This is a genomic window from Arthrobacter sp. P1_B4, assembly GCF_056406555.1.
In genome coordinates this window covers 1-18,434 of record NZ_JBFTZW010000035.1, presented here as the reverse complement: position 1 = coordinate 18,434, position 18,434 = coordinate 1, and the positions used below count along the sequence as shown (strand labels likewise).

16 protein-coding genes and 2 pseudogenes are annotated in these 18,434 nt (G+C 65.4%); 3 read left to right on the top strand and 15 right to left on the bottom strand.

What is annotated here, in order from left to right; translation table 11 throughout:
* Nucleotides 1-169: 169 nt before the first annotated feature.
* The 5 genes from AC1D1W_RS12490 to AC1D1W_RS12470 form a co-directional block, all read right to left on the bottom strand.
* Complete coding sequence (locus AC1D1W_RS12490; RefSeq protein WP_476943849.1) at nucleotides 170-2,266, bottom strand: PhoX family protein; 2,097 nt, start codon at nucleotides 2,264-2,266, stop codon at nucleotides 170-172.
* Between the two features lie 145 nt (nucleotides 2,267-2,411).
* Complete coding sequence (locus AC1D1W_RS12485; RefSeq protein ID WP_243181957.1) at nucleotides 2,412-2,939, bottom strand: MarR family winged helix-turn-helix transcriptional regulator; 528 nt, start codon at nucleotides 2,937-2,939, stop codon at nucleotides 2,412-2,414.
* 79 nt (nucleotides 2,940-3,018) lie between these two features.
* The gene (locus AC1D1W_RS12480) at nucleotides 3,019-3,954 is read right to left on the bottom strand and encodes an o-succinylbenzoate synthase (RefSeq protein WP_476943856.1); all 936 of its coding nucleotides are present in this window, start codon (nucleotides 3,952-3,954) and stop codon (nucleotides 3,019-3,021) included.
* 298 nt (nucleotides 3,955-4,252) lie between these two features.
* Nucleotides 4,253-5,047, bottom strand: a complete 795-nt coding sequence (locus AC1D1W_RS12475) for a class E sortase (protein WP_476943848.1) — start codon at nucleotides 5,045-5,047, stop codon at nucleotides 4,253-4,255.
* A gap of 14 nt (nucleotides 5,048-5,061) precedes the next feature.
* Entirely contained in the window at nucleotides 5,062-5,493 is a 432-nt protein-coding gene (locus AC1D1W_RS12470; RefSeq protein WP_476943847.1) for a DUF6993 domain-containing protein, read from the bottom strand.
* Nucleotides 5,494-5,941: 448 nt separating this feature from the next.
* Here AC1D1W_RS12470 and AC1D1W_RS12465 point away from each other — a divergent pair, with 448 nt between their 5' ends.
* Entirely contained in the window at nucleotides 5,942-6,967 is a 1,026-nt protein-coding gene (locus AC1D1W_RS12465; RefSeq protein WP_476943846.1) for a phosphatase PAP2 family protein, read from the top strand.
* On the opposite strand, the gene AC1D1W_RS12460 is transcribed toward AC1D1W_RS12465, so the two are convergent.
* Entirely contained in the window at nucleotides 6,961-8,175 is a 1,215-nt protein-coding gene (locus AC1D1W_RS12460; RefSeq protein ID WP_476943845.1) for an MFS transporter, read from the bottom strand. The two genes, AC1D1W_RS12465 and AC1D1W_RS12460, sit on opposite strands and share 7 nt — an antisense overlap.
* A gap of 36 nt (nucleotides 8,176-8,211) precedes the next feature.
* Nucleotides 8,212-8,946 (bottom strand): GAF and ANTAR domain-containing protein, encoded by a 735-nt coding sequence (locus tag AC1D1W_RS12455; protein ID WP_476943844.1) that lies wholly within the window; start codon nucleotides 8,944-8,946, stop codon nucleotides 8,212-8,214.
* 116 nt (nucleotides 8,947-9,062) lie between these two features.
* Between AC1D1W_RS12455 and AC1D1W_RS12450 the strand changes: the two genes are divergently transcribed.
* Both AC1D1W_RS12450 and AC1D1W_RS12445 read left to right on the top strand, forming a co-directional pair.
* A complete protein-coding gene (locus tag AC1D1W_RS12450; RefSeq protein WP_476943843.1) occupies nucleotides 9,063-9,359 on the top strand; it encodes a PqqD family protein in 297 nt (98 codons plus the stop codon).
* Complete coding sequence (locus tag AC1D1W_RS12445) at nucleotides 9,359-10,255, top strand: nucleotidyltransferase family protein (RefSeq protein WP_476943842.1); 897 nt, start codon at nucleotides 9,359-9,361, stop codon at nucleotides 10,253-10,255. The genes AC1D1W_RS12450 and AC1D1W_RS12445 overlap by 1 nt, the downstream gene beginning before the upstream one ends.
* Before the next feature lie 8 nt (nucleotides 10,256-10,263).
* On the opposite strand, the gene AC1D1W_RS12440 is transcribed toward AC1D1W_RS12445, so the two are convergent.
* The 8 genes and pseudogenes from AC1D1W_RS12440 to AC1D1W_RS12405 form a co-directional block, all read right to left on the bottom strand.
* Nucleotides 10,264-11,541, bottom strand: a complete 1,278-nt coding sequence (locus tag AC1D1W_RS12440) for a MinD/ParA family ATP-binding protein (protein ID WP_476943841.1) — start codon at nucleotides 11,539-11,541, stop codon at nucleotides 10,264-10,266.
* Between the two features lie 130 nt (nucleotides 11,542-11,671).
* Complete coding sequence (locus tag AC1D1W_RS12435; protein ID WP_476943840.1) at nucleotides 11,672-11,794, bottom strand: hypothetical protein; 123 nt, start codon at nucleotides 11,792-11,794, stop codon at nucleotides 11,672-11,674.
* Nucleotides 11,795-12,095: 301 nt separating this feature from the next.
* Nucleotides 12,096-12,911, bottom strand: a complete 816-nt coding sequence (locus AC1D1W_RS12430; protein WP_476943839.1) for an MBL fold metallo-hydrolase — start codon at nucleotides 12,909-12,911, stop codon at nucleotides 12,096-12,098.
* A 555-nt stretch (nucleotides 12,912-13,466) separates the two neighbouring features.
* A pseudogene (locus AC1D1W_RS12425) lies at nucleotides 13,467-13,724 on the bottom strand (IS3 family transposase); the annotation flags it as partial.
* A 57-nt stretch (nucleotides 13,725-13,781) separates the two neighbouring features.
* Nucleotides 13,782-14,126 (bottom strand): glycosyltransferase, encoded by a 345-nt coding sequence (locus tag AC1D1W_RS12420; protein ID WP_476943838.1) that lies wholly within the window; start codon nucleotides 14,124-14,126, stop codon nucleotides 13,782-13,784.
* Between the two features lie 942 nt (nucleotides 14,127-15,068).
* Nucleotides 15,069-15,221, bottom strand: a pseudogene (locus AC1D1W_RS12415) (2-oxo acid dehydrogenase subunit E2); the annotation flags it as partial.
* Between the two features lie 1,284 nt (nucleotides 15,222-16,505).
* Nucleotides 16,506-16,916, bottom strand: coding sequence for a hypothetical protein (locus tag AC1D1W_RS12410; protein ID WP_476943857.1), 411 nt, complete (start codon nucleotides 16,914-16,916; stop codon nucleotides 16,506-16,508).
* A gap of 240 nt (nucleotides 16,917-17,156) precedes the next feature.
* Nucleotides 17,157-17,999 (bottom strand): glycosyltransferase, encoded by an 843-nt coding sequence (locus AC1D1W_RS12405; protein WP_476943837.1) that lies wholly within the window; start codon nucleotides 17,997-17,999, stop codon nucleotides 17,157-17,159.
* Between the last annotated feature and the right edge of the window lie 435 nt (nucleotides 18,000-18,434).

Here is an 18,434-nt window from a genome sequence, read left to right as displayed (position 1 = left end):
TTCGGCAAAAACCCGACGCTCCCTCACGTCCCGCGGCAAAAACCCGACGCTCCCTCACGTCTCGCCGCCAAAATAAGGGAAGTGAGGGAGCGTGGGAAGGAAACCTGCCAAACGTGAGGGAGCGTGGGAAGGAAACCTGCCAAACGTGAGGGAGCGTGGTGGCAGGAGGCTAGGCGTCGGTGCGGAACACCTGGACCACGGACGGACGCGGGGCGCGCACCTGGCCGGGCTTCGGTGTGGCGCCGGCCGAGACGTAGTCCGGGAAGTACGAGTGCTGTTCGGCGAAGGTGCCTTCCTCACCCGGGTGCTGAACGGCAACGAAGACGGTGCGCTCCTCGTCGTGGATGACCGGGCCGCAGGTCTCGGCGTCGCGCGGGACGGCGAGGAACTGCTCCACCCTGCCGCGTTCGGCACCGTCCAGGGTCACCTTGAAGAGCCCGTCGGCGTAGCCGATGCTGGAGGGCGCGCCGTCGGTGGAGATCCAGAGGTTGCCCACGGAATCGAAGGCCACGTTGTCCGGGCAGGAGATCGGTGAAACCTGGCTGGCAGGGAACCCGGCGAAGTAGGTGGCGGAGTTCTTGGCCGGATCGCCGCAGACCATCAGCAGGTTCCAGCCAAACGTTGTGGAGCTCTGGTCCCCGGTCTCGGTGATTTCGACGATGTGGCCGTCGCGGTTGAGGGTACGGGGGTTGACCTCGGTGGCCCCTTCCTTGCCGGGCTTGCCGCGGTCCGCGTTGTTGGTGCAGACCACGTAGACCTTGCCGGTGTGCGGGCTGGGCTGGACGTCCTCGCAGCGGTCCATCTTGGTGGGGCCCACCTTGTCGGCGGCAAGCCGGGTGTACACCAGCACCTCTTCCACGGACATCCCGGCCACCTTGGACTGGCCGCCCACCACGAGGGGCAGCCAAACACCGGCGCCGTCGAAAGCGCCGTCGGCCGGAAGCTTGCCCGCGCCGTCGAACCCGTCGGCCGAGGAATTGCCGGTGAACTTCGCGACGTACAGGTCGCCTTCCGAGAGCAGCGTGAGGTTGTTCTTGCGGTCCTCCGCCGTCTTTCCGGGCCGGTAGGTGCCGGCCGAGACGAACTTGTACAGGTAATCGAAGCGCTCGTCGTCGCCCATGTAGGCCACCACGTGGCCGGACTTGGCGACGATCACGTTGGCGCCCTCGTGCTTGAAGCGGCCCATCGCGGAGTGCTTGCGGGGCGTGGAGGAGGGATCGAAGGGATCCACTTCCACGATCCAGCCGAAGCGGTTGGCCTCGTTCTGGTATCCGGGGTTGCGGGTGTCGAAGCGCGGGTCATCGAGTTCCCACTGGCGGGCGGTGGGCTTGCTGGTCAGGCCGTAACGCTTGTCGGCGTCGGAGGTTCCGGGCGCGGCGAAGTAGCCGTTGAAGTTTTCCTCGCCGGAGAGGATCGTGCCCCACGGGGTGGTGCCGCCGGAGCAGTTGCCCAGGGTGCCCTGGATGGCCCGGCCGGAGGGATCGGCGGCGGTCTTCAGCAGCGGGGACCCGGCGGCGGGGCCATCGAGCTCGTAGGTGGTGTCGGTCAGGAAGCGGCGGTTCAGCCCGGCGCCCCGGACGTAGCTCCAGGGCTTGTTCTTGTTCGCACGCTCCAACTCGACCACTGTGAGGCCGTGGGCTGCACGGCCGATCGCGCGGGCCTCGGCGGCGTCGAATCCGGCCGGCAGCATGATGGACTCGTTGGTGTATTCGTGGTTGGTGAAGAGCACGGCCCGCCGGTCCTTGGAGCCATCGATCGGCAGGATGTCGGTGTAGTCGTTGTTATAGCCGAACTGGCGGGCCTGCGCCGCCGCGCTCTGGTGATCCAGGTCGAAGGCCGGCGAGTCGTTGAAGAGCGGGTCGCCCCAGCGGATGACCGGCTGCCAGGTGAACCCGGCGGGGACGGTCAGCTTGTCCACGCTGGCGTCCACCGGTGCGATGGCGGTGAACTGCAGCTTGGATTTTCCAAACCCGTCCTTGGCCGCGGCGGCGAGGCCCGGGCCGCCGTCGGCCACTGCCTTATCGGCGGACGTCACGGCGTTGCCGAGGACGACGGCGAGCGCGCCGGCGGCGCCGAAGCCCAGGGCGGCGCGGCGGGACATGGTGGCGGAGGCGATGTCCCGGAAGTAGCTGTTGGTGCTGGTGTTGCAGACCTCGCCCGAGCAGGCGTTGTCGCACTTCAGCGCGCAGGTGACGGGGCTTCGCTTGCCTTTGGTGTGGCCGAGCATGGGGAGCAGGGAAAATTTGCGTCCGGAGGTGACAGACATGGAGAGACCTTCCATGGGGGTGAGTTGCGGTCGCGCCCACCCTTCCAGCCGCCGACTACCGAGAGACTTCTCCCAGGTGAAGTCGAGATGAACGGCACAGCACCGTACTGCGTCTGCCTACCGGTGAACCCCCAAGGGACAGAAGCTAGCTGTCCGTCTCTTCCGGGGCGCTGGCGGCAGCCATCAGCCGCTGGCCAATGCCCTCGAGAAATTCGGCGATGTTCACAATGCTGCCCTCGGAGGATTCCTGGAGAAGGGCCTCGGCCGCTGCGGCGAAGTGGTCGTTGGCCCACTGCATCGCGTCGGTTCCTTCCGGGCTCAGGTGCAACAGCACACTGCGCCGGTCCGTGGGGTTGGGCTTCCGCACCATAAAGCCCTTGGATTCCAGGCGGTCCACCATGGCCGTTACCGAGCCGGTGGTGATGTTCAGGGCCTTACCGAGATCCTTGGGAGTGAGGCCGTCCACCTCGCCTACAAAGGCCATCGCGTTGATGTCGATCGTCCCGATCCCCAGATTCTCGGCCAGCCGGATGCGGAGGGCATAGGTTCCCGTGTCGACCCGCCGCAGGCCTTGCACGATCCGGAGCAGCCCGTCCTTCTGGGCCACCATCTGGCCCTCCGCGCGCTTTGCCGTAGCCAGCGTGTCATCTTGCCGGGGTGCCGAGGTGGTCATCACGAATCTTCCGCTCCAAAGCTATCTTCGGCGGCTAGTTCGCCGCGTCCGCATCCACTTTACTCTCAAACCACTTGCGTCACTGGCTGGCAGCCAGCACCGCGTGGACCCGGCGCAGGCGGTCGAGCCACCAGTCGCGGCGCCCGGCCGCGGCCGCGTATTCCGCCAGCAGCTCCGGATCGGCGGCAACCTCGCGGACCCGGATGGCGCCCTCGTCGGGAACCAGCGGGTCCCGGGTGACATCGGCGGCGAGCAGGGACACGGTACCCAGCCCGCAGGCATACGGCAGTTCGGGCAGCACCGCGGCGAGCGCCAGTCCGGCGCGGATTCCCACGGAGGTGTCCAGCGCCGAGCTGACGACGGCGGGGAGCCCGGCTTGCGCCACGATGTCCAGGGCCCGGCGCACTCCCCCGAGCGGCGCCACTTTCACAACGATCAGATCCGCTGCGCCGGCGCGGGCCACCTTGAGCGGATCGTCCTCCTTGCGCACGCTTTCGTCCGCGGCGATCAGCACCGGGATCGCGGCGGCCCGCAGCCGGCGGCGGACCTCGGCGAGCCCGGCGATGTCCGGCACGGGCTGTTCGGCGTATTCCAGCCCGACGCCGGAGAGCCGGGTCAGCGCCTCGACCGCGGCCGGGACGTCCCAGCCGCCGTTCGCGTCCACCCGGATCGCCGCGTCCGGGAGTGCCTCGCGGACCGCGGCAACCCGTGCGGCGTCGTCATCCAGGCTCTGCCCGGGCTCGGCCACCTTGATCTTGACGGCGTCCACTCGGCCGAAGCGGGCCAGGATCTCCTGGACCCGGTCCGCGGCGACGGCGGGGACCGTGGCGTTGACGGGGATGCTGGTGCGCAGCGGCTCGGGAAAGCCCTGCCAGCCGGCCTCGATCGCGGCGGTGAGCCAGCGGGACGCTTCCGGGTCGCCGTACTCGGGGAAGGGGCAGAATTCGCCCCAGCCGAGCGGGCCGTTCAGCAGCAGGGCTTCGCGCTGGAGGATTCCGCGGAACTTCACCCGCATCGGCAGGCTCACCACGTGGGCGACGTTGAGGAGTTCCTCCAGCGCGGGGAGCTGATCGCGGAGTTCCTCCGGGCGGCTTCCGGGACGGCCCGGCCGCGGTGGAAACGGGTTCGTGTTCATGGTTGTGCCGCGCTCAGCTCTGCCCGACGGTGGCGTCGGTTAGATGCGTCACTTCAGCCATCCAAGGAAACACAAACTGGTCCAGGACAACCAGGGCTCCCGCAAGGATCACCACAGACAGAAGGATCTTCAGCCAAAGAGGCCCGGGAAGTTGCCGAAAAAGCCAAAGGTACACGGCCTAGCCCTTCCCCTGCAGCGCGGCGAGCTGCTTGGCGATGGGCGCCGGAGGCCCTGCGCTGAGCGGCTGCCATGAATCGAAAATGGAGTACGCGATGATGCGCTCTTGGGCGCCGAAGCGCGGATTGCAGCTTGTCATGGTCAAAATCCGTTGCTGCGGCTCTGCGCCGGGCTGAGTCGGCACCGGCGCCAGCACGTCCGTCCGGTTCGGCAGGACAATCTCCTGGTTCCGGAAAACGTACGTGTAGAACCCGTCGGCGGTCTGAACATAGATTTCGTCCCCGGGCACCAGTGTGTGGATGTTGTCGAGCACCGCGCCATGTGTCTGGCGGTGGCCGGCGACGGCAAAGTTCCCCATGGCCCCGGGCATGGCCGTTCCCGCATAGCGGCCCAGGCCGAGCGTGTCCAGGACGTCCTGGCTGGTGCCCTCGATGATCGGCCTGCTGTAGTCGGCTCCGAAGCGGGGAATGTAGATGACCCCGATCGCCTGTCCGTGACCCGGCACTTTGCCGACCGGCACTGCAGGGGCTTCCTTGGTGTCCCCCGGCGCCGTGGCCGCAGGGTCATTCGTTGCAGGTGCCTGGTGTTCCTGCACGAACTGCTTCACGGCAGCCCCCTGAGCCGCATCGGCTTCAACGTTGGTCCACCACAATTGCCAAGCGACGAAGAGCACGGCAATCACGCCGAGCGTGATCAGCAGCTCGCCCACCATCTGGACGGCCAGCAGGGAGCGACGCCGGCGGGTGCGTTTGGTTTCCTGCGCAACTGTGGCGCGGCGGTTCAATACCTTCGTCATGCCCCTCCTGTTGCCTACCGCTGGACGCTGCCGACGAAGCATCGCCCGCTCGGAAGAACGGGCAATACTGACGATTCCACGGCTCCGGACCGGATCTGCGCCATCACACATGCGGTTCCGCTCAACACGCCAACTTCCACGGCGTCGGCGGCCAGCCCGGTGGGTGTGCGGGAGGCAGAAACCTCCACCGCGGCCGGGGCAAACCCCGCCGAGGAAAGGCTCGCGCGGATTTGCTCTCTGCTCGGCTGCGACGACGACGCAAGCAGGGTCTGCAGGGCCGCTTCCACAGCGCGTGGAACGCCGGAGGCAGCAGCAGTTGCGGAACCGGTCGGCGCTGTCCCGGCCGTTTCCCGGGATGGGGCAGACGATGCTTGCCCAGCCGGTGCCGCTGCCTCGCTCGCTGAGCCGGAGGACAGGGTCGGTGAAGGGGCAGCACACGCAGACATACCCATCACCAATGGCAAGACCGCGACAGCCAGCCCCACGCACCAGCCGCCGCGTGGGCGGCGGCACTGGGCGGGGTCGCGGGAAGTCACCGGAACATCCTCCCATACCGGGTCTGGCTCCATGCGACGGACGCGGACGCGGACGCAAGCTGGACGCCGGCAAGGAGTTGTTCGTCGAGGCCGGGCGGGGATGCGTCTGCACGTGTCTGGGCCCTTGATGGGCCGGCGTCGACTGGGGGTGAGTCCCTGGTCCAGGAAACTCGTCTTCGCCGGCCCCGCTCAAGGAGCGTCGTGCCGGGGACAAGCCACACCGGCACTGTCGACTCTATGAATCTTGTTCCTGCCCGGCACGGGTAGCGGGTACTCGGCTTTTGTCCGGGCACTACTCGCCCCGCCGCGCGCCGGGCCCATCAGGTGGCGCGCAGGGTTCTGTGGGAGCCTTAATGGCATGACTTTTCGGCAGGAACGCACCCCATGGGACCCGTCTGCCCGGGTCCCAGAGGCGCAGGTCCCGGAAACGCAGGTCTTAAAGACTCAGGCCCCAGCCACCCGGGCGCCAAGGACGCAGGCCCACAGAACTCGGGATCCGCAGGCGGAGTGGTCCCCTGGCAAGGGCACGGCCGCCTTGTTCGTGCTGGCCACGGTTGCGTGCGTCGCCGCACTGGCCGTCACCTATTTCTTCTTTGTCCGCACCACCACGGGACAGTTCATTGACGAATCCGCCCTCGTGGAAGCGGTGGAGCTCAGCGGGACCGCGGGCAAGGCAGCCACCAAGCTGCTGGACTGGCTGCCGGCGCTCTCTGCGGTGATCGCATCGATCGTGGTCGTATTCGTCACCATCGTGCGGCGGCGCTGGGCGGCGGCCGGGATTGCGATTGCGGCCTGTGTGGGCGCCAACGTGGCCACCCAGATCCTCAAGGACCTGGTGCCGGTCCGGCCGTACCGCGGGATCGAGACGCTTGAACTGAACTCGCTGCCGTCCGGCCACACGACGATGGCCGCCTCTGCCGCGGCGGCCGTGTTCCTTATGGTCTCGCCGCGCTGGCGGCCGCTGGCAGGCTTCCTGGGCGGCAGCTTCGCCGTCGCCACCGGGGTGTCCACGCTGATCAACCAGTGGCACCGTCCGGCCGACGTCGTCGCGGCGTTCCTCGTGGTGGGGGCCTTTATGCTCCCGGCCGGCTGGCTGATCATCCGTACCGGCCGGAGCTGGAACGTCTGGGACGGCTACAACGGACACTGGGCGTCAGCCAGGTTGTGGGTGGTGCTTCCCGTCCTCACCGGTCTTGCCGCGGCCGGCGTGGCGGCCTATGCCTTGCTGAGCATCGGCCCGGGCGGCCAGGAGATCAGCACCACCAGCTACTTCTGGGCCGGGACTTCACTGATCGTCATCACGGGCTACCTCGCCACCGTGGCCGGTGTCTGCCTGTTCGGTCATGCTGCACGACGCCGGCGCGGGCCGGGCAGCGGTCAGTAGTTCCGGCGGTGTTTGAGCCGGGGAATGGTGACGGCGAAGACCGCGGCGGCCGCGAAGCCAATCACGCCGGTGGCGGCCACCCCGGCCCCGAGCGAGGCCACGGCGGTCACCCCGGAGAGGAGCACCGGCCCTCCGGTGGCGCCGGCGTCGGCCATGAACCGCCAGATGCCCAGGAACTGGCCGCGGCCGTTGTCGGGTGAGAAGTCGGCCCCCAAGGTCATGTTCAGGCCCGAACTAATGCCATTACCGAACCCGATCAGAAGCGCCGCGAGAAGCAGGCCTGCGAAGCCGGTGCTGAGCGGGATCAGCAGCATGGCGGTGCCCATGATGAGGGTCGACGGAATGGCCACCCATTGCCGGCCCTTGCGGTCCATCAGCTTGCCGGCCGGATAAAAGACCAGCATGTCGATGGCGCCGGACAGCCCGTAGATCAGGGATGCCTGCGTGGCATCCATCCCGAGGTGCTCGGCCCACAGCGGGATCACCACCTGCCGGGACGCACGCAGCGCGCTGAGCAGCAGCACCCCCATGCCGACGCTCAGGAAAACCCCGGCGTGGGACACGGCGACGCTGCGCAGCGTCGCCTGCCGGACGGGGACGCCGTCGTCCGCCGCAGGCGCGGCCACGAGGTCCGGGATGGTCACCGACAAGACGGCGGCCGCGGCCATGGCCACGACGCCCACCCAGTAGGCGCCGGTGATTCCGGCGAACTGCATCACGGCAGCGCCGATGAAGGGGCCGATGAAGATCCCGATCCGGTTAACGCCGCCAAGCGTGGACAGGGCCCGTGCCCGGAGGATCACGGGTACCGCCTCGGTCAGGTATTTCTGCCGGGCCAGGCTGAAGACGCTCGCTGCCATGCCGACGACCACCATGGCCGCCGCGAGCAGCCAGAGCCCGTCGGGCATCAGTGGTGCCAGCGCCGCGGCGGCGAGGGCGACGGCGCTGGCCGCCGCTGCCCCGACGATGGCCCAGCGTTCGCCGAACTTCAGGGTGATGAGCGAGGCGGGGAGGTTGAAGAACCAGGAGCCCAGACCGATCAGGGTGACCACCAGCGCGGCGACGGCCACCGAGGCGCCGAGGTCGCGGGCGGACAGTGCCACCACGGGCAGGATGGCGCCCTCGCCGATGCTGAACAGCAGGGCCGGGCCGAAGGCGGGGACGGCGATGCTGCGGAGGCTGAAGGGTGCGGTCTGTGTGGTGGTCATCCCCTTCATCCTAGGGCGGCCTCCGCGCCCGGGAGCTCAGGCGTCGAAGTGCGTGTGGACTTCCCCGCTGGTGAGATTCCGCAGGACGTCTGCCGCGACGTCGCGGAGCTTCTGGTTCCGGTTGCTGGACACCCGGGTGAGAATGCCCATGGCCTCGTCCTGGGAGCAGCGGTTCTGGGCCATAATAACGCCGCAGGCCAGGTCGATGGACGTGCGGTGCTCCATGGCGGCCTGCAGGTCCTCCGCCCGGGACTGCGCGGTGCCGATCCGGACGGCCAGGCGAAGGGCCCGGCCAGCGAGGTCGGCAAAACCGGAGGCCTCGGCGATGATTGCCTCGGTGAAAATCCCCGTGTCAGAGCCGAAGAAGTTGAGGGCGGCGGCCGCGTCCTCGCCGATTTCCAGCGGCACGCCGAGGGTGCTGCGGCAGCCATGGGCCGCGAGCTGCAGCTGGTACTCCGGCCAGCGCGGATCGGTATCGACGTCAGCCAGCACCACCACCGACTTGGTCCGCAGTGCCGCGATGCACGGGCCGTCGCCGAGGGTTTGCTCGATGCGGTCCAGGATGACGGCCCGGGGGCTGCTCCCGGCCACCGTCATGGTCTTCTTCTTGCGCTGCAGCGTCACGCCGCATTCGATCTCCGCGCCGGCGGCCTGGCTGAGTGTGGCGGCCGAGAATTCAGCCAGGCGGCCCAGGAAGTCCTCGACGTTCTCGGTTCCCATCAGGAGGTCCTGCAGTTGCAGGGCGGCTTCGTCCCCGGCGTTGTTGGTCATGCCTAAATCTAAGTCGGTCACCGGCGCGAAACAACTTGACTGCCGCACGGTAGCATGAAGCCTTGCGAAGGCCCCGGGTGATGCTTCATGGCCTCTCTAGTGTCGGCGGAGGTCTCATGACGGAACAGGTGTGGCGCGTCAGTGAAGACGTCGCCTGCGTCCAAAGTGCCGACGGCGATCGCGTCGCCGTCCTGCACCTTGAGCAACAGGTCCCGGTCATCCTGGTTGGGACGGCTGCCTCTGTGTGGAACGGGCTGGATGGGACCAGAACCGAGGCGGAGCTCATCGAGTTGCTTGCCCGCGACTACGCCATAGAGGCCGGCGCGATCGCGGATGACGTAGTCGGGTTGATCCGCAGCTTGAGCAACGCCGGCATGATCACGTCTTCTTCTCGAAACGCAGGTCCCAGCTGATGGACAGCGCAGAGACCCTGCATCAGGATGAAGCCGTCCGCCTGGCCACCGCCCTCGTGGACCACGTGGCCCAATCGGCCGGTCTTCCGGTGCTGTTCATCAAGGGTCCTGCCGCCACCATGATGGGACTCCGCGCGCACCATGTTTCCGCGGATGTGGATGTCCTGGTCCGCCCGGAAGACCTGGACAGAATGGTGGACCTCCTAGGCGGACGCGGCTGGCTCGAAAGGCCAACCGGCGTGACAGTCGTTCGCCGGTACTCGCACTCCCGCACTCTGTACCATCCGCAGTGGAACTGCGATATCGACGTGCATAACAGGTTTCCCGGGATGGAGGCCTCCCCCGGCAAAGCCTTCGACGCGCTCTGGCGCGACAGGCAATACCTGGTCATGGCGGCCAGGCCGGTGCCCGTTCCTTCCATTCCTGCGGCGGCGATCTTTCAGGCTCTGCACAGCCTGCGGGCCATGGATGAACCCCGTCATCAGCGCGAGTACTCCGACCTGCTGCAGCGGCTGGACGTCGCCATGCACCAGGACTTGGTAGATCTCAGTGTGGAGCTCCAGGCGACGGCGGCGCTGAAGCCGCTCCTGGACGACTTGGGCATTGAGGATCTGACGGTCCGGAAAGGTTCTGTCAGCGAGGAGTGGCGCCACCGTACTGCCGTACAGGGTACGGGCACGGCCTATTTGGTTTCGCTCATCGAAAGCCCTTGGCGAGTTAAGCCGCTGGTGCTGGCCCGCACGGTCTTTCCCTCACGGCAAACACTGCGGGAGCGAGACCTTCATCTGGACGACTCCGTAGCCGGGCTTCTCCGGGCCCACGTTGCGCGCTGGCGCCGCGGACTAGCTGGCCTTCCGGCAGCAGCCCGGAAGATCAGGGCTACACGCCGCCGGTAGCGGTCCCCCTAGGCATAGCCGTCCACAATGGCGGCGGCAATCTCCCGGTACGCGCGGCGCGTTTCCGGGCGGAGCACGTCCAAGGTGACCAGGTCGCCGTCGGCCACTCCACGGTCGTGCGGGACCGCGATCAGCTGGCGGCAGATGCCAGACAAGTGCTCCTCGATCGCGTCCTTGTCCACCCGCGTGGAGACCTCGTCCTTGTCCGTGATGACGACGATCGCGTTGCGGGCCAGGTCCTCGTAGCCGTGGCTGGCCAGCCAGTGCAGGGTGCTGCGGGCCCGTTTGGCGCCGCTGACGGCGTAGCCGGCCGCGATGATCAGGTTGTCCGCCGACTGCAGGATGCCGCTCATGGCGTTGTGCGTAACACCTGTGCCGCAGTCGATCAGCGCCACGGAGTAGTACGCGGAAATGAGCTTGCGGATCCGCAGGTATTCCTCGGCCGTCAGGGAATCCGATACCTCGGGGTCCTGTTCACCGGCAATGAGGTGGAGCCTGCCGGCATGGTGCATGTAGCGGGCCAGGGCCGTGAGGGAATCGACGGACTCGATGTTCTTGAGCAGGTCCGTGATGGTGCGCGGGCTCTGCTGCTGGTAGATGCCCTCGCCGAGGGCGCGTTCGACGAGGTCGCCGGAATCGGGGTTGGCGTCGATCGCGCAGGGGGGATCGCCCCGGAACTCGGCCAGGGTCAGTCCGACGCCAACTGTGGTGGAGGTCTTGCCGATGCCGCCCTTCAGGCTTAGGACGGCCGTGTTGTAGCTGCCCTGGAGCTGGCGCGAGATGCGCCGGGCCAGCTCGTCCTCTTCACGCTGACTGGCGCTCGGGCCCAGGTTCAGCCCGCCGCCGGTCAGCTTGTAGAGGGCGCCGCGGAACCCGCCGACGGGCCGGGGCTTCTGCTCGCGGACGAAGAGGCCGGGGGAACTGATGAAGTCAGGCACCGGGGAGTCGGCCAGGGCCGCGGACCGCGTGGCCGAACGCGTGGAGCGGGCCGGCTGCGCGGGCACGGCCGGAGTTGTTCCGGGGGTCTCGGGCAACGCCGCCGGCGCTGCGCCTGCGGGGGCACGCGTGGGTGCAGCCGGCGCATCCGCCGCGGCGGCCGCTTCTGCCCATGAACTGCTCGGGGCGGTACGTCCAGATTGGACGTCGGCTTCGTTGGGCGTGATGATCGGCATGGTTCCCGTCCAGGCATCGGAGCCGTCGGCACGGCGGTCACGCCGGCGCCGGAGATCCGGCTGCTCCGAGTCCATCGTGTCGTTGGCAGTTTTGGTGTCCACCGGTTCGGACATATCTATTCCCCTAGGACTCTCAGCGCAGGCCGCTGCGTTGCTTGTTTGAATTGGTCCAAAAAGCAAGTCTAGGCGCAGGCACGGTGGTCACCTGACGAGGACCCGCAGACGCGGCCGTAAAGCGCACCTATCAGCGACGCAGAGCGAGCACCACAACGGCGATCGTTGCTGCCGCCAAGAGCACCAGGCCCACGTAGGCCCACCATTTCGGCCGGTTGCGGTGGGGGTTGATATCGACGTACGGCACTGTCATGACTCCTGGCGCTGAGGAACGGAGGCGGGCGCGTGTCTGCGGCGCCTGAGGCGAAGCACCACGTAGAACACTGCGGAGGGAAACACGAGACTCCCCAGCAAAATGCACAGCGCAAAGACATAGCCGGGCAATGTCACAGGTGAGACCTCCTGAGAGCAGCGACATGACGCGAGCCCCGGGGAACCCCATCCTTGGGCAAGCTGGTCGCTGGCGAGAGCGGGTCCACGGAAAGGGACCCGGAGATGAGGTTACTCACAGGCTACCGGCGTTGTCCATCCGGCGCGCCCTGAGCCGGGCGGCCCTAGCGGTGGGCCCGCGTGTCCTGCAGGCGCTTGATGAACCAGCGCGACTGTTCGGGGCCGTAGGGCAGAATCGGGATGGCCTTGGTTGCGTCGTCCGGGGTTTCCCGGGTGGCCTGGATCGCCTGCCGGACCGCGGTGGTCATGGTGTTGGCCATGGTCTTGACGAACTGGTCCGAGCACGGCTCGCCGTGGCCGGGGACCAGGAATTCGTACCGGTGCCGCAACGCGGAGAGGTGCCGGAGGGCGTCGGCCCAGTCTTCCGGGAATGAGTCCTCGAAGGACGGATGGGAACCCTGTTCGACGAGGTCGCCGGCGAAGAGGGTGCTCGCGGTGCCGACCAGGAGGTCGCCGTCGGTATGGCCGCGGCCCAGATAGAACAAGGTGGCGCTCTGTCCGCCAAGATCCACCAGGACCGGCTGGTCCTTCACRATGGCGTTCGGAACAACCAGCTCGGCGTCGGAGCCCTGACCGGCCGCCATTTCGGGTTCCGCCAAGGCCACAAGCCGGCGCTGCTCGTCGCCGTTCTCCTCAATTTCCGCGGMGCAGTTCTCGTGTGCCCAGAATTCCGTAACGCCCTCACTGGCGAAGACGGCGTTGCCGAAGAAGTGGTCATAGTGGGCGTGCGTGTTGACCACGACGAGCGGCAGCCCGGTCTTTTCCCGCACGGCAGCCAGGATCTCGCGGCCCTGCCGGGGCCCGCCGCCGGTGTCGATCACCATGGCGCGCTCGGTGCCGACCACCAGACCTGTGTTGAGCAGGGAACCTTGAGTTGTCAGTACGTAGTTGTCCGGACCGACCTCGAGCCATCGTGACATTGAATCTCCGTAATTCCGACGCTTTTCCGGCGTTGTTGGTGCGCTGTGTAGGCCTCGATTCTACCGGTGCTGGCTGGCCTGAAGCTGGAGGCCAGCCCCGGTCCGTGCCTGATTTATTAGTCCGTCAGCATGAAGTCCGGATTTTCAATCGGTTCAGCCCGCAGCGGCCTAAGCCGCGGACCACTGCGCTGTTTCGTCGTTTACTATCCAACGCCCGGCCATGATCCGCCCGCTCTTGAGGAGGCGCTCAAAACACTGACGTGTGTCGACACATGACGCCACCTTCATATTTACCTTCGGACGAGGTTTCGAGAAATTGCACCACTACCGTCCATTCGAGTGCTTGCCCAGAGGCGATCGAGGGTAAACCAAGCTGCGGTCTCCACGGCCCAGACGGAAGTACCCACCACGCGCGGACCCGAAGTTGGGGAGCAGGAGGCCGATCGGATCCTAGACGAGGTTTCGCCATCAGCGTCGAACGGAGCTGCCACGGCTTTATTGACGCGAACTTGCGCCCCGCCGTGGCCGTGGTCCGGTTGATTGTTACACATCCGATTAGCGTGCGTTCCCGCAACCGATTTGCCGTCGCCGGCGGTAGTCGGTCCTTTCAATCCACGTTGTAATTGCCAGCCCGGGCGCGTGGGGGCGGCGCTGACGGTCCAGTACGTATCTGCAGCAACGAGAAGAAGGATTTCATCGCGGCGTTGTCCGCGCAAGCACCGAGCCTGCCAAACGATCCTGTGCGCCCATGCTGCCGAAGCGGGGGAACCGGAACTGGGATCCACGATCTGAGCGGGCTGCGGTGCATGCCGGGCGGAGTGACCGCAAAGGTCCGTGGCTTCCCGACACCCGGCGAACGAACCCGCCGCGTTAAACGGATGCCATTGACTTTTGCAATCCTTCGCCCCAGAGAGAATGGTTCCAACTCCGTTCGGCAAATTCGCGTCCTCGCCTCCCCATCTCCTTTCGTAGTTCGCTATCCCTCAATCGTTTCAGTGCGGCGACCCATCCTTCGACATCGCCAGGTTCAACGAAGATTCCGAAGCCGGACGCCTCGATATCCAGCGGAAGAAATGGAGACCGCGTCACGATCATCGGCTTGCCTAGCGCAAGTGCGTCATTGATCTCCGTCAGGCCCGTCAGTCTATTTGGCCGCAGAGCCGGAACGGCCACGATGCTCGAGCGGGCGATGTCACCTATCACCTTGGTTGCCAAGTAGACGCCTGGGGCAGCTGGGTCCCCTGAAGAAAGCCCTGGTCGCACCAGAGTCACGTTTGAGGGTTGCGCAGATATGCGACAGGCCGGATCGTAGACGACGGCCTTGTCGCCTGCTTGCGCAAGGGCTTGGACCAAGGTAGGCAAGTCCCTGTTTGACTTACCTGCGCTCACCACTCCCAGTGATTCGTCAACAGGTCGATAAAGGGGACTGTCCAATTCCGGGCCCCATGGGAGAACGACAGACTTCGATTGAATCTGTCTCGGCAGCGATGACCGCACATGCTCCGAGAGGCAAACGAAACCAGCATGGCGCCTGCTGACTGCCTCACTAAACACCCCACCTCGGACTTCGTGATGCACCACAGACACCACTGGGCGCCGTCCCAATAGTGCGAGGGCCCGGGCGCTGCCCTGGTCAGCAGCGTAATGGACATCCGCACTGGAAAGCGCAGCAAATAGCTCTTGGTCGAGCTGGCCAAGAGCGTACTTAGACTGGTTGGACAGCTTGGCCAAGAACCTACGATTGGATGGTTCTTGATACGGCGCCACTGTCACATCATGGCCAGCGGCCGCCAAGCTATCGATACCCCATACGTGTTGTCGCGGAATCCGGCCCTCATCGGCCATCCTCCACATTTTGTCGAGTGGGTAATTGTTGAGGCAGCATATACGCATGCCTTGATTCTAGGGTTAGCGAACGCAAGGCGGGTGCTGGCCCGCGAATCTCCACCGTCATCGCACAGACATATGCATTGCGAAAGCAATCGAATATGATCTGCTGTACGTTTCACGACGTCCCGATCATTCGATCATGACCGACCGCACATCTCGGGACCCATCGCCGCCCGGCTTCGGCGGCCTCAACTCCTTGACGCCGTTTCTGTGGCTGCTCCTCGTCCCGGTGTCATGGCTGACCCGCCGGTTTCGGCACTTCCGTAATCACATGTCCGCGAGCGCCGAGCTCGGGTTCTCAATCGCGTCGGCGACGTAGCGCAGGAAACCGCCGGCCGTGCCGCCGTCGCAGACCCGGTGGTCGAAGGTGAGCGTCAGTTCGGTGACCTTGCGGACCGCGAGTTCGCCGTTGACCACCCAGTTGCCGAGCGCACTTGATGCCACCTTTGCCCTAAGGCAGACGACCCACCCATCACCCTTGACGGCGGCAACGCACGTCTAGCTACACAGGAAAATTCAACTTCGACGGCGGGAGCGCTGCGTGATGGCAAACAGGATTCACTACCGACGAGACACCGCCGCCAACTGGGCGGCAGCAAACCGGTCCTCGCACTCGGGGAGGCCGGCTGGAAATCCGACAGCAAGCGCCGCAAAGGTGGGCGACGGCACCACACCATGGGCCTCACTGCCTTACCAGCATGACGCGACTGCAGCAGCGGCAGGATATGCGGTCAAGCGCGGAAACGGGATGTCCTGCCGGGCGACTCGATCACTCATAACAACGTCACCCTCGCTGGTGAGGGACGCTGTGGCGTCAGGCGTCAGGCTACTTCACCAACGGCAACCAGCGGCTAAATCAGCACTTTGACTCGTCTACCAGACTCCGACCGATCCGGAGTTCGGGTCTCCGGCGCGACCACCGGCAAGCATTCTGGCAACGGTGACACCGGCCGGCTCATTTGCAGCCAACCCGGATGTTGCTTTCGTGATGCTCGGAACCAACGACCTGGCCAACTCAACGAACGGCGGCGACTCGGCCATCTGGGCTCGTGCAAATCCTCGACAAGATCGGGTCCGTCGGTATCCCCTGATCGTCGCCACCGTCACCCCGGCTTGAACTCAGCGTCACGACTAATGTGATCGCCAACCACCATACGCTCAACAACCACTGTTAATCGGGCGTCATCTTCTGCGTCTGGTACAGGATAGGGCGGCGGCCAAACGTCCCCGTCTTCGGCGATGACGTGCACCCGAACATCGCAGGGTCTTCCCGAATGGGGCAGTTCCTCGCGGACGTGCTGTACCCCGCCGCCCACTCCTCGCCAATTTGGGCGGCCCAAAGAACATTGCCCCCTCCGGAGCGCTCACAGCGGCACACTCAAACGCAAACGCTACAGCAGAGAACTCCTCACTTCACGAGGTTCGGAGTTCTCGCAGAACTGCCTCGTAATCGGCCGCAAGTACAAAAGGCTCACGATTGGACTGGTGCTGTTCAGGTCGCCCACGTGGCCGCCCCAAGGATCATCAATCACCAATTTGGAGCGTGCATATTTGGCGGACATGTCCAGAAGTCGTTCCCCAAGAGTCATCGGAAATCATACCCAGTCAACGTTGTCACAAATGACCCTAGCCGGGTTGCCCGCGACAAGAGCGCCAGGGGGCACATTCTTGGTCACCACGGAACCGGCAGCGATAACCGCGCCGTCACCGCCTTGGCCCCGATCCAGACCGGTTACCGATCTTGACCGGGACAACGCTCCCGGAGCCGCTGATCTGGTGATAATCGGTGTCAGTGATCAGGACATCCCAGGAGATGGCAAACCCCTCCCCAATGGTCACCCTGTCCTTGCAGGTAATCTCGGCGCGTCGATTGAGGTGCGTGTCATTCCCAATTTCGATAACCGCCTCAGGACTGTCGATGAATAATCGCACGCTCTGATAGAGCGTTACGTGTCGGGCGAGTTTCAGAGTCGCGGCTTCCGGGCGTGCGGGTATCGGGACGTCCCACAGGCGCGTGAATCGCTTGACCATGTAGACGCGCCACGTGAAGCGACCTTGCCGGACGTATTGCAAGACTTGGCCGCCAACGAGATACCCGCTGAGCACGAAGAACACAGCAACGGACTCCTGGGCGAACGAGGTGGCAGGAGTATCACTTTCGCCAGTATGCTTGCGGTCAGGTCTTCGCCGCTGCCCATGGCGGCCATGCTGCGAGTATGCCCCAGCACGACAAGTAGTGCGGCGATGTCAAGACCGACGTTACTTTTCTGCGCGTTCATTCTTTGCCCAATTACAGACACCGAGTCCGCCTCAGTCTATGGGGCTGATGAGACCGCCCCTGTCGGTGCCGGAGTGTTATTTAGAGGAAATCCGGGACCTGAGAATCTTCGCCGCCCTCTTGATCCGATTAGGACTGACGGCCACCCGGGCAGCCAGTGCGGCAGCGTTGCGGGCCTGGATGGCCCTCAACGCGAACGGCGACACCGATGTGGCTCGCCGACTGACATTGAAGTGGTTGGACAGGACTTCGGGGCTGGTTCGGATTCCCTTAACGGCGTTCGCCATATTCTGCCCATGGACCACCTGTACCCACATCGGGTGTGACCGCACCTGCACGATCGGCCCATACTGCTCAATGCGATCGTGGGCGTCGATATGGACTGTCTCAGGCGGTGCATCAGCCTTACGCTTCTCCACGAGTGAGACGAACGGACCCGCGGGGTCTGACCAGCGAAATAACCGCCCGTCCTCCGCTAGTTGCAAACCTGACGGATAGTTGAGGAATTCGAAATCCTGGCGCCGGAATTCCCGTTGGATGCCTTCGATAAAATCCGTCGCTATGGCATCATCGTTGTCCATGCGGGTAGTGATAACCCAGGGCTTGGTGGACCGCTCTGCGACGGCAGTAGCATACTCCCCGATGGACATCGCACCGTCGACCCAAACTGCCTCAAATACTCCAGCAGACAGTCTGTCGATTTCCTCCTGCAGCCACGCGTCGCGCTCGGCATCAAAAAATACAAGCCAGGTGAAGTTGTTGACTGTCTGAGAGGAAACGGAGGCGTGGCAGAAATCCTCAAAGAACGTAAGGCGGTGGCGGAGCCACCCTTCATCGGCCCGGTCTTGGCCCTGCCGGACATTGAAACGAGTCAGCAGAAAGTGGTCGTAATCGGCTACAGAAAGATCCCCAGGAGTCATCCGCCAATCATAAGGGCTCAGTAACCGGTTGGGCGCCTCCACGCCAAAGCGCGCATCTTCCTCCGGAGGGGTGCGGCCGCGTCCTAGCTGGCTATAGGTCGTGTCAAGTGCATGCTCCGGGCATGACAGTGCGCGCCGCATGTTTGGCCGGGCGTTCTGACGTGTCTGTGGGGTGGCGGTTTGGTTGGCTGGCCCGGCGTGATTCCAAGGGCGCCCACGCTGGCTTATGCGACCTCGGCTATTTCACCCGGGTCATCTGGCGTCGTTCGGGCTGCCCAAGGGCGAAGGGCCGGGCGCCAAGCTAGGTGCGGCGTAACGCGGGAAGCGTCCGCCATAGCTGTATCGGCGTCTGGTCCGGCCCTTCGTCGGTTCCAGCGTCTCACCGCCGGCCTGGGTTGTGAAGGGATCCTGCGGGCACCTCCGTGGGTTCCGTGA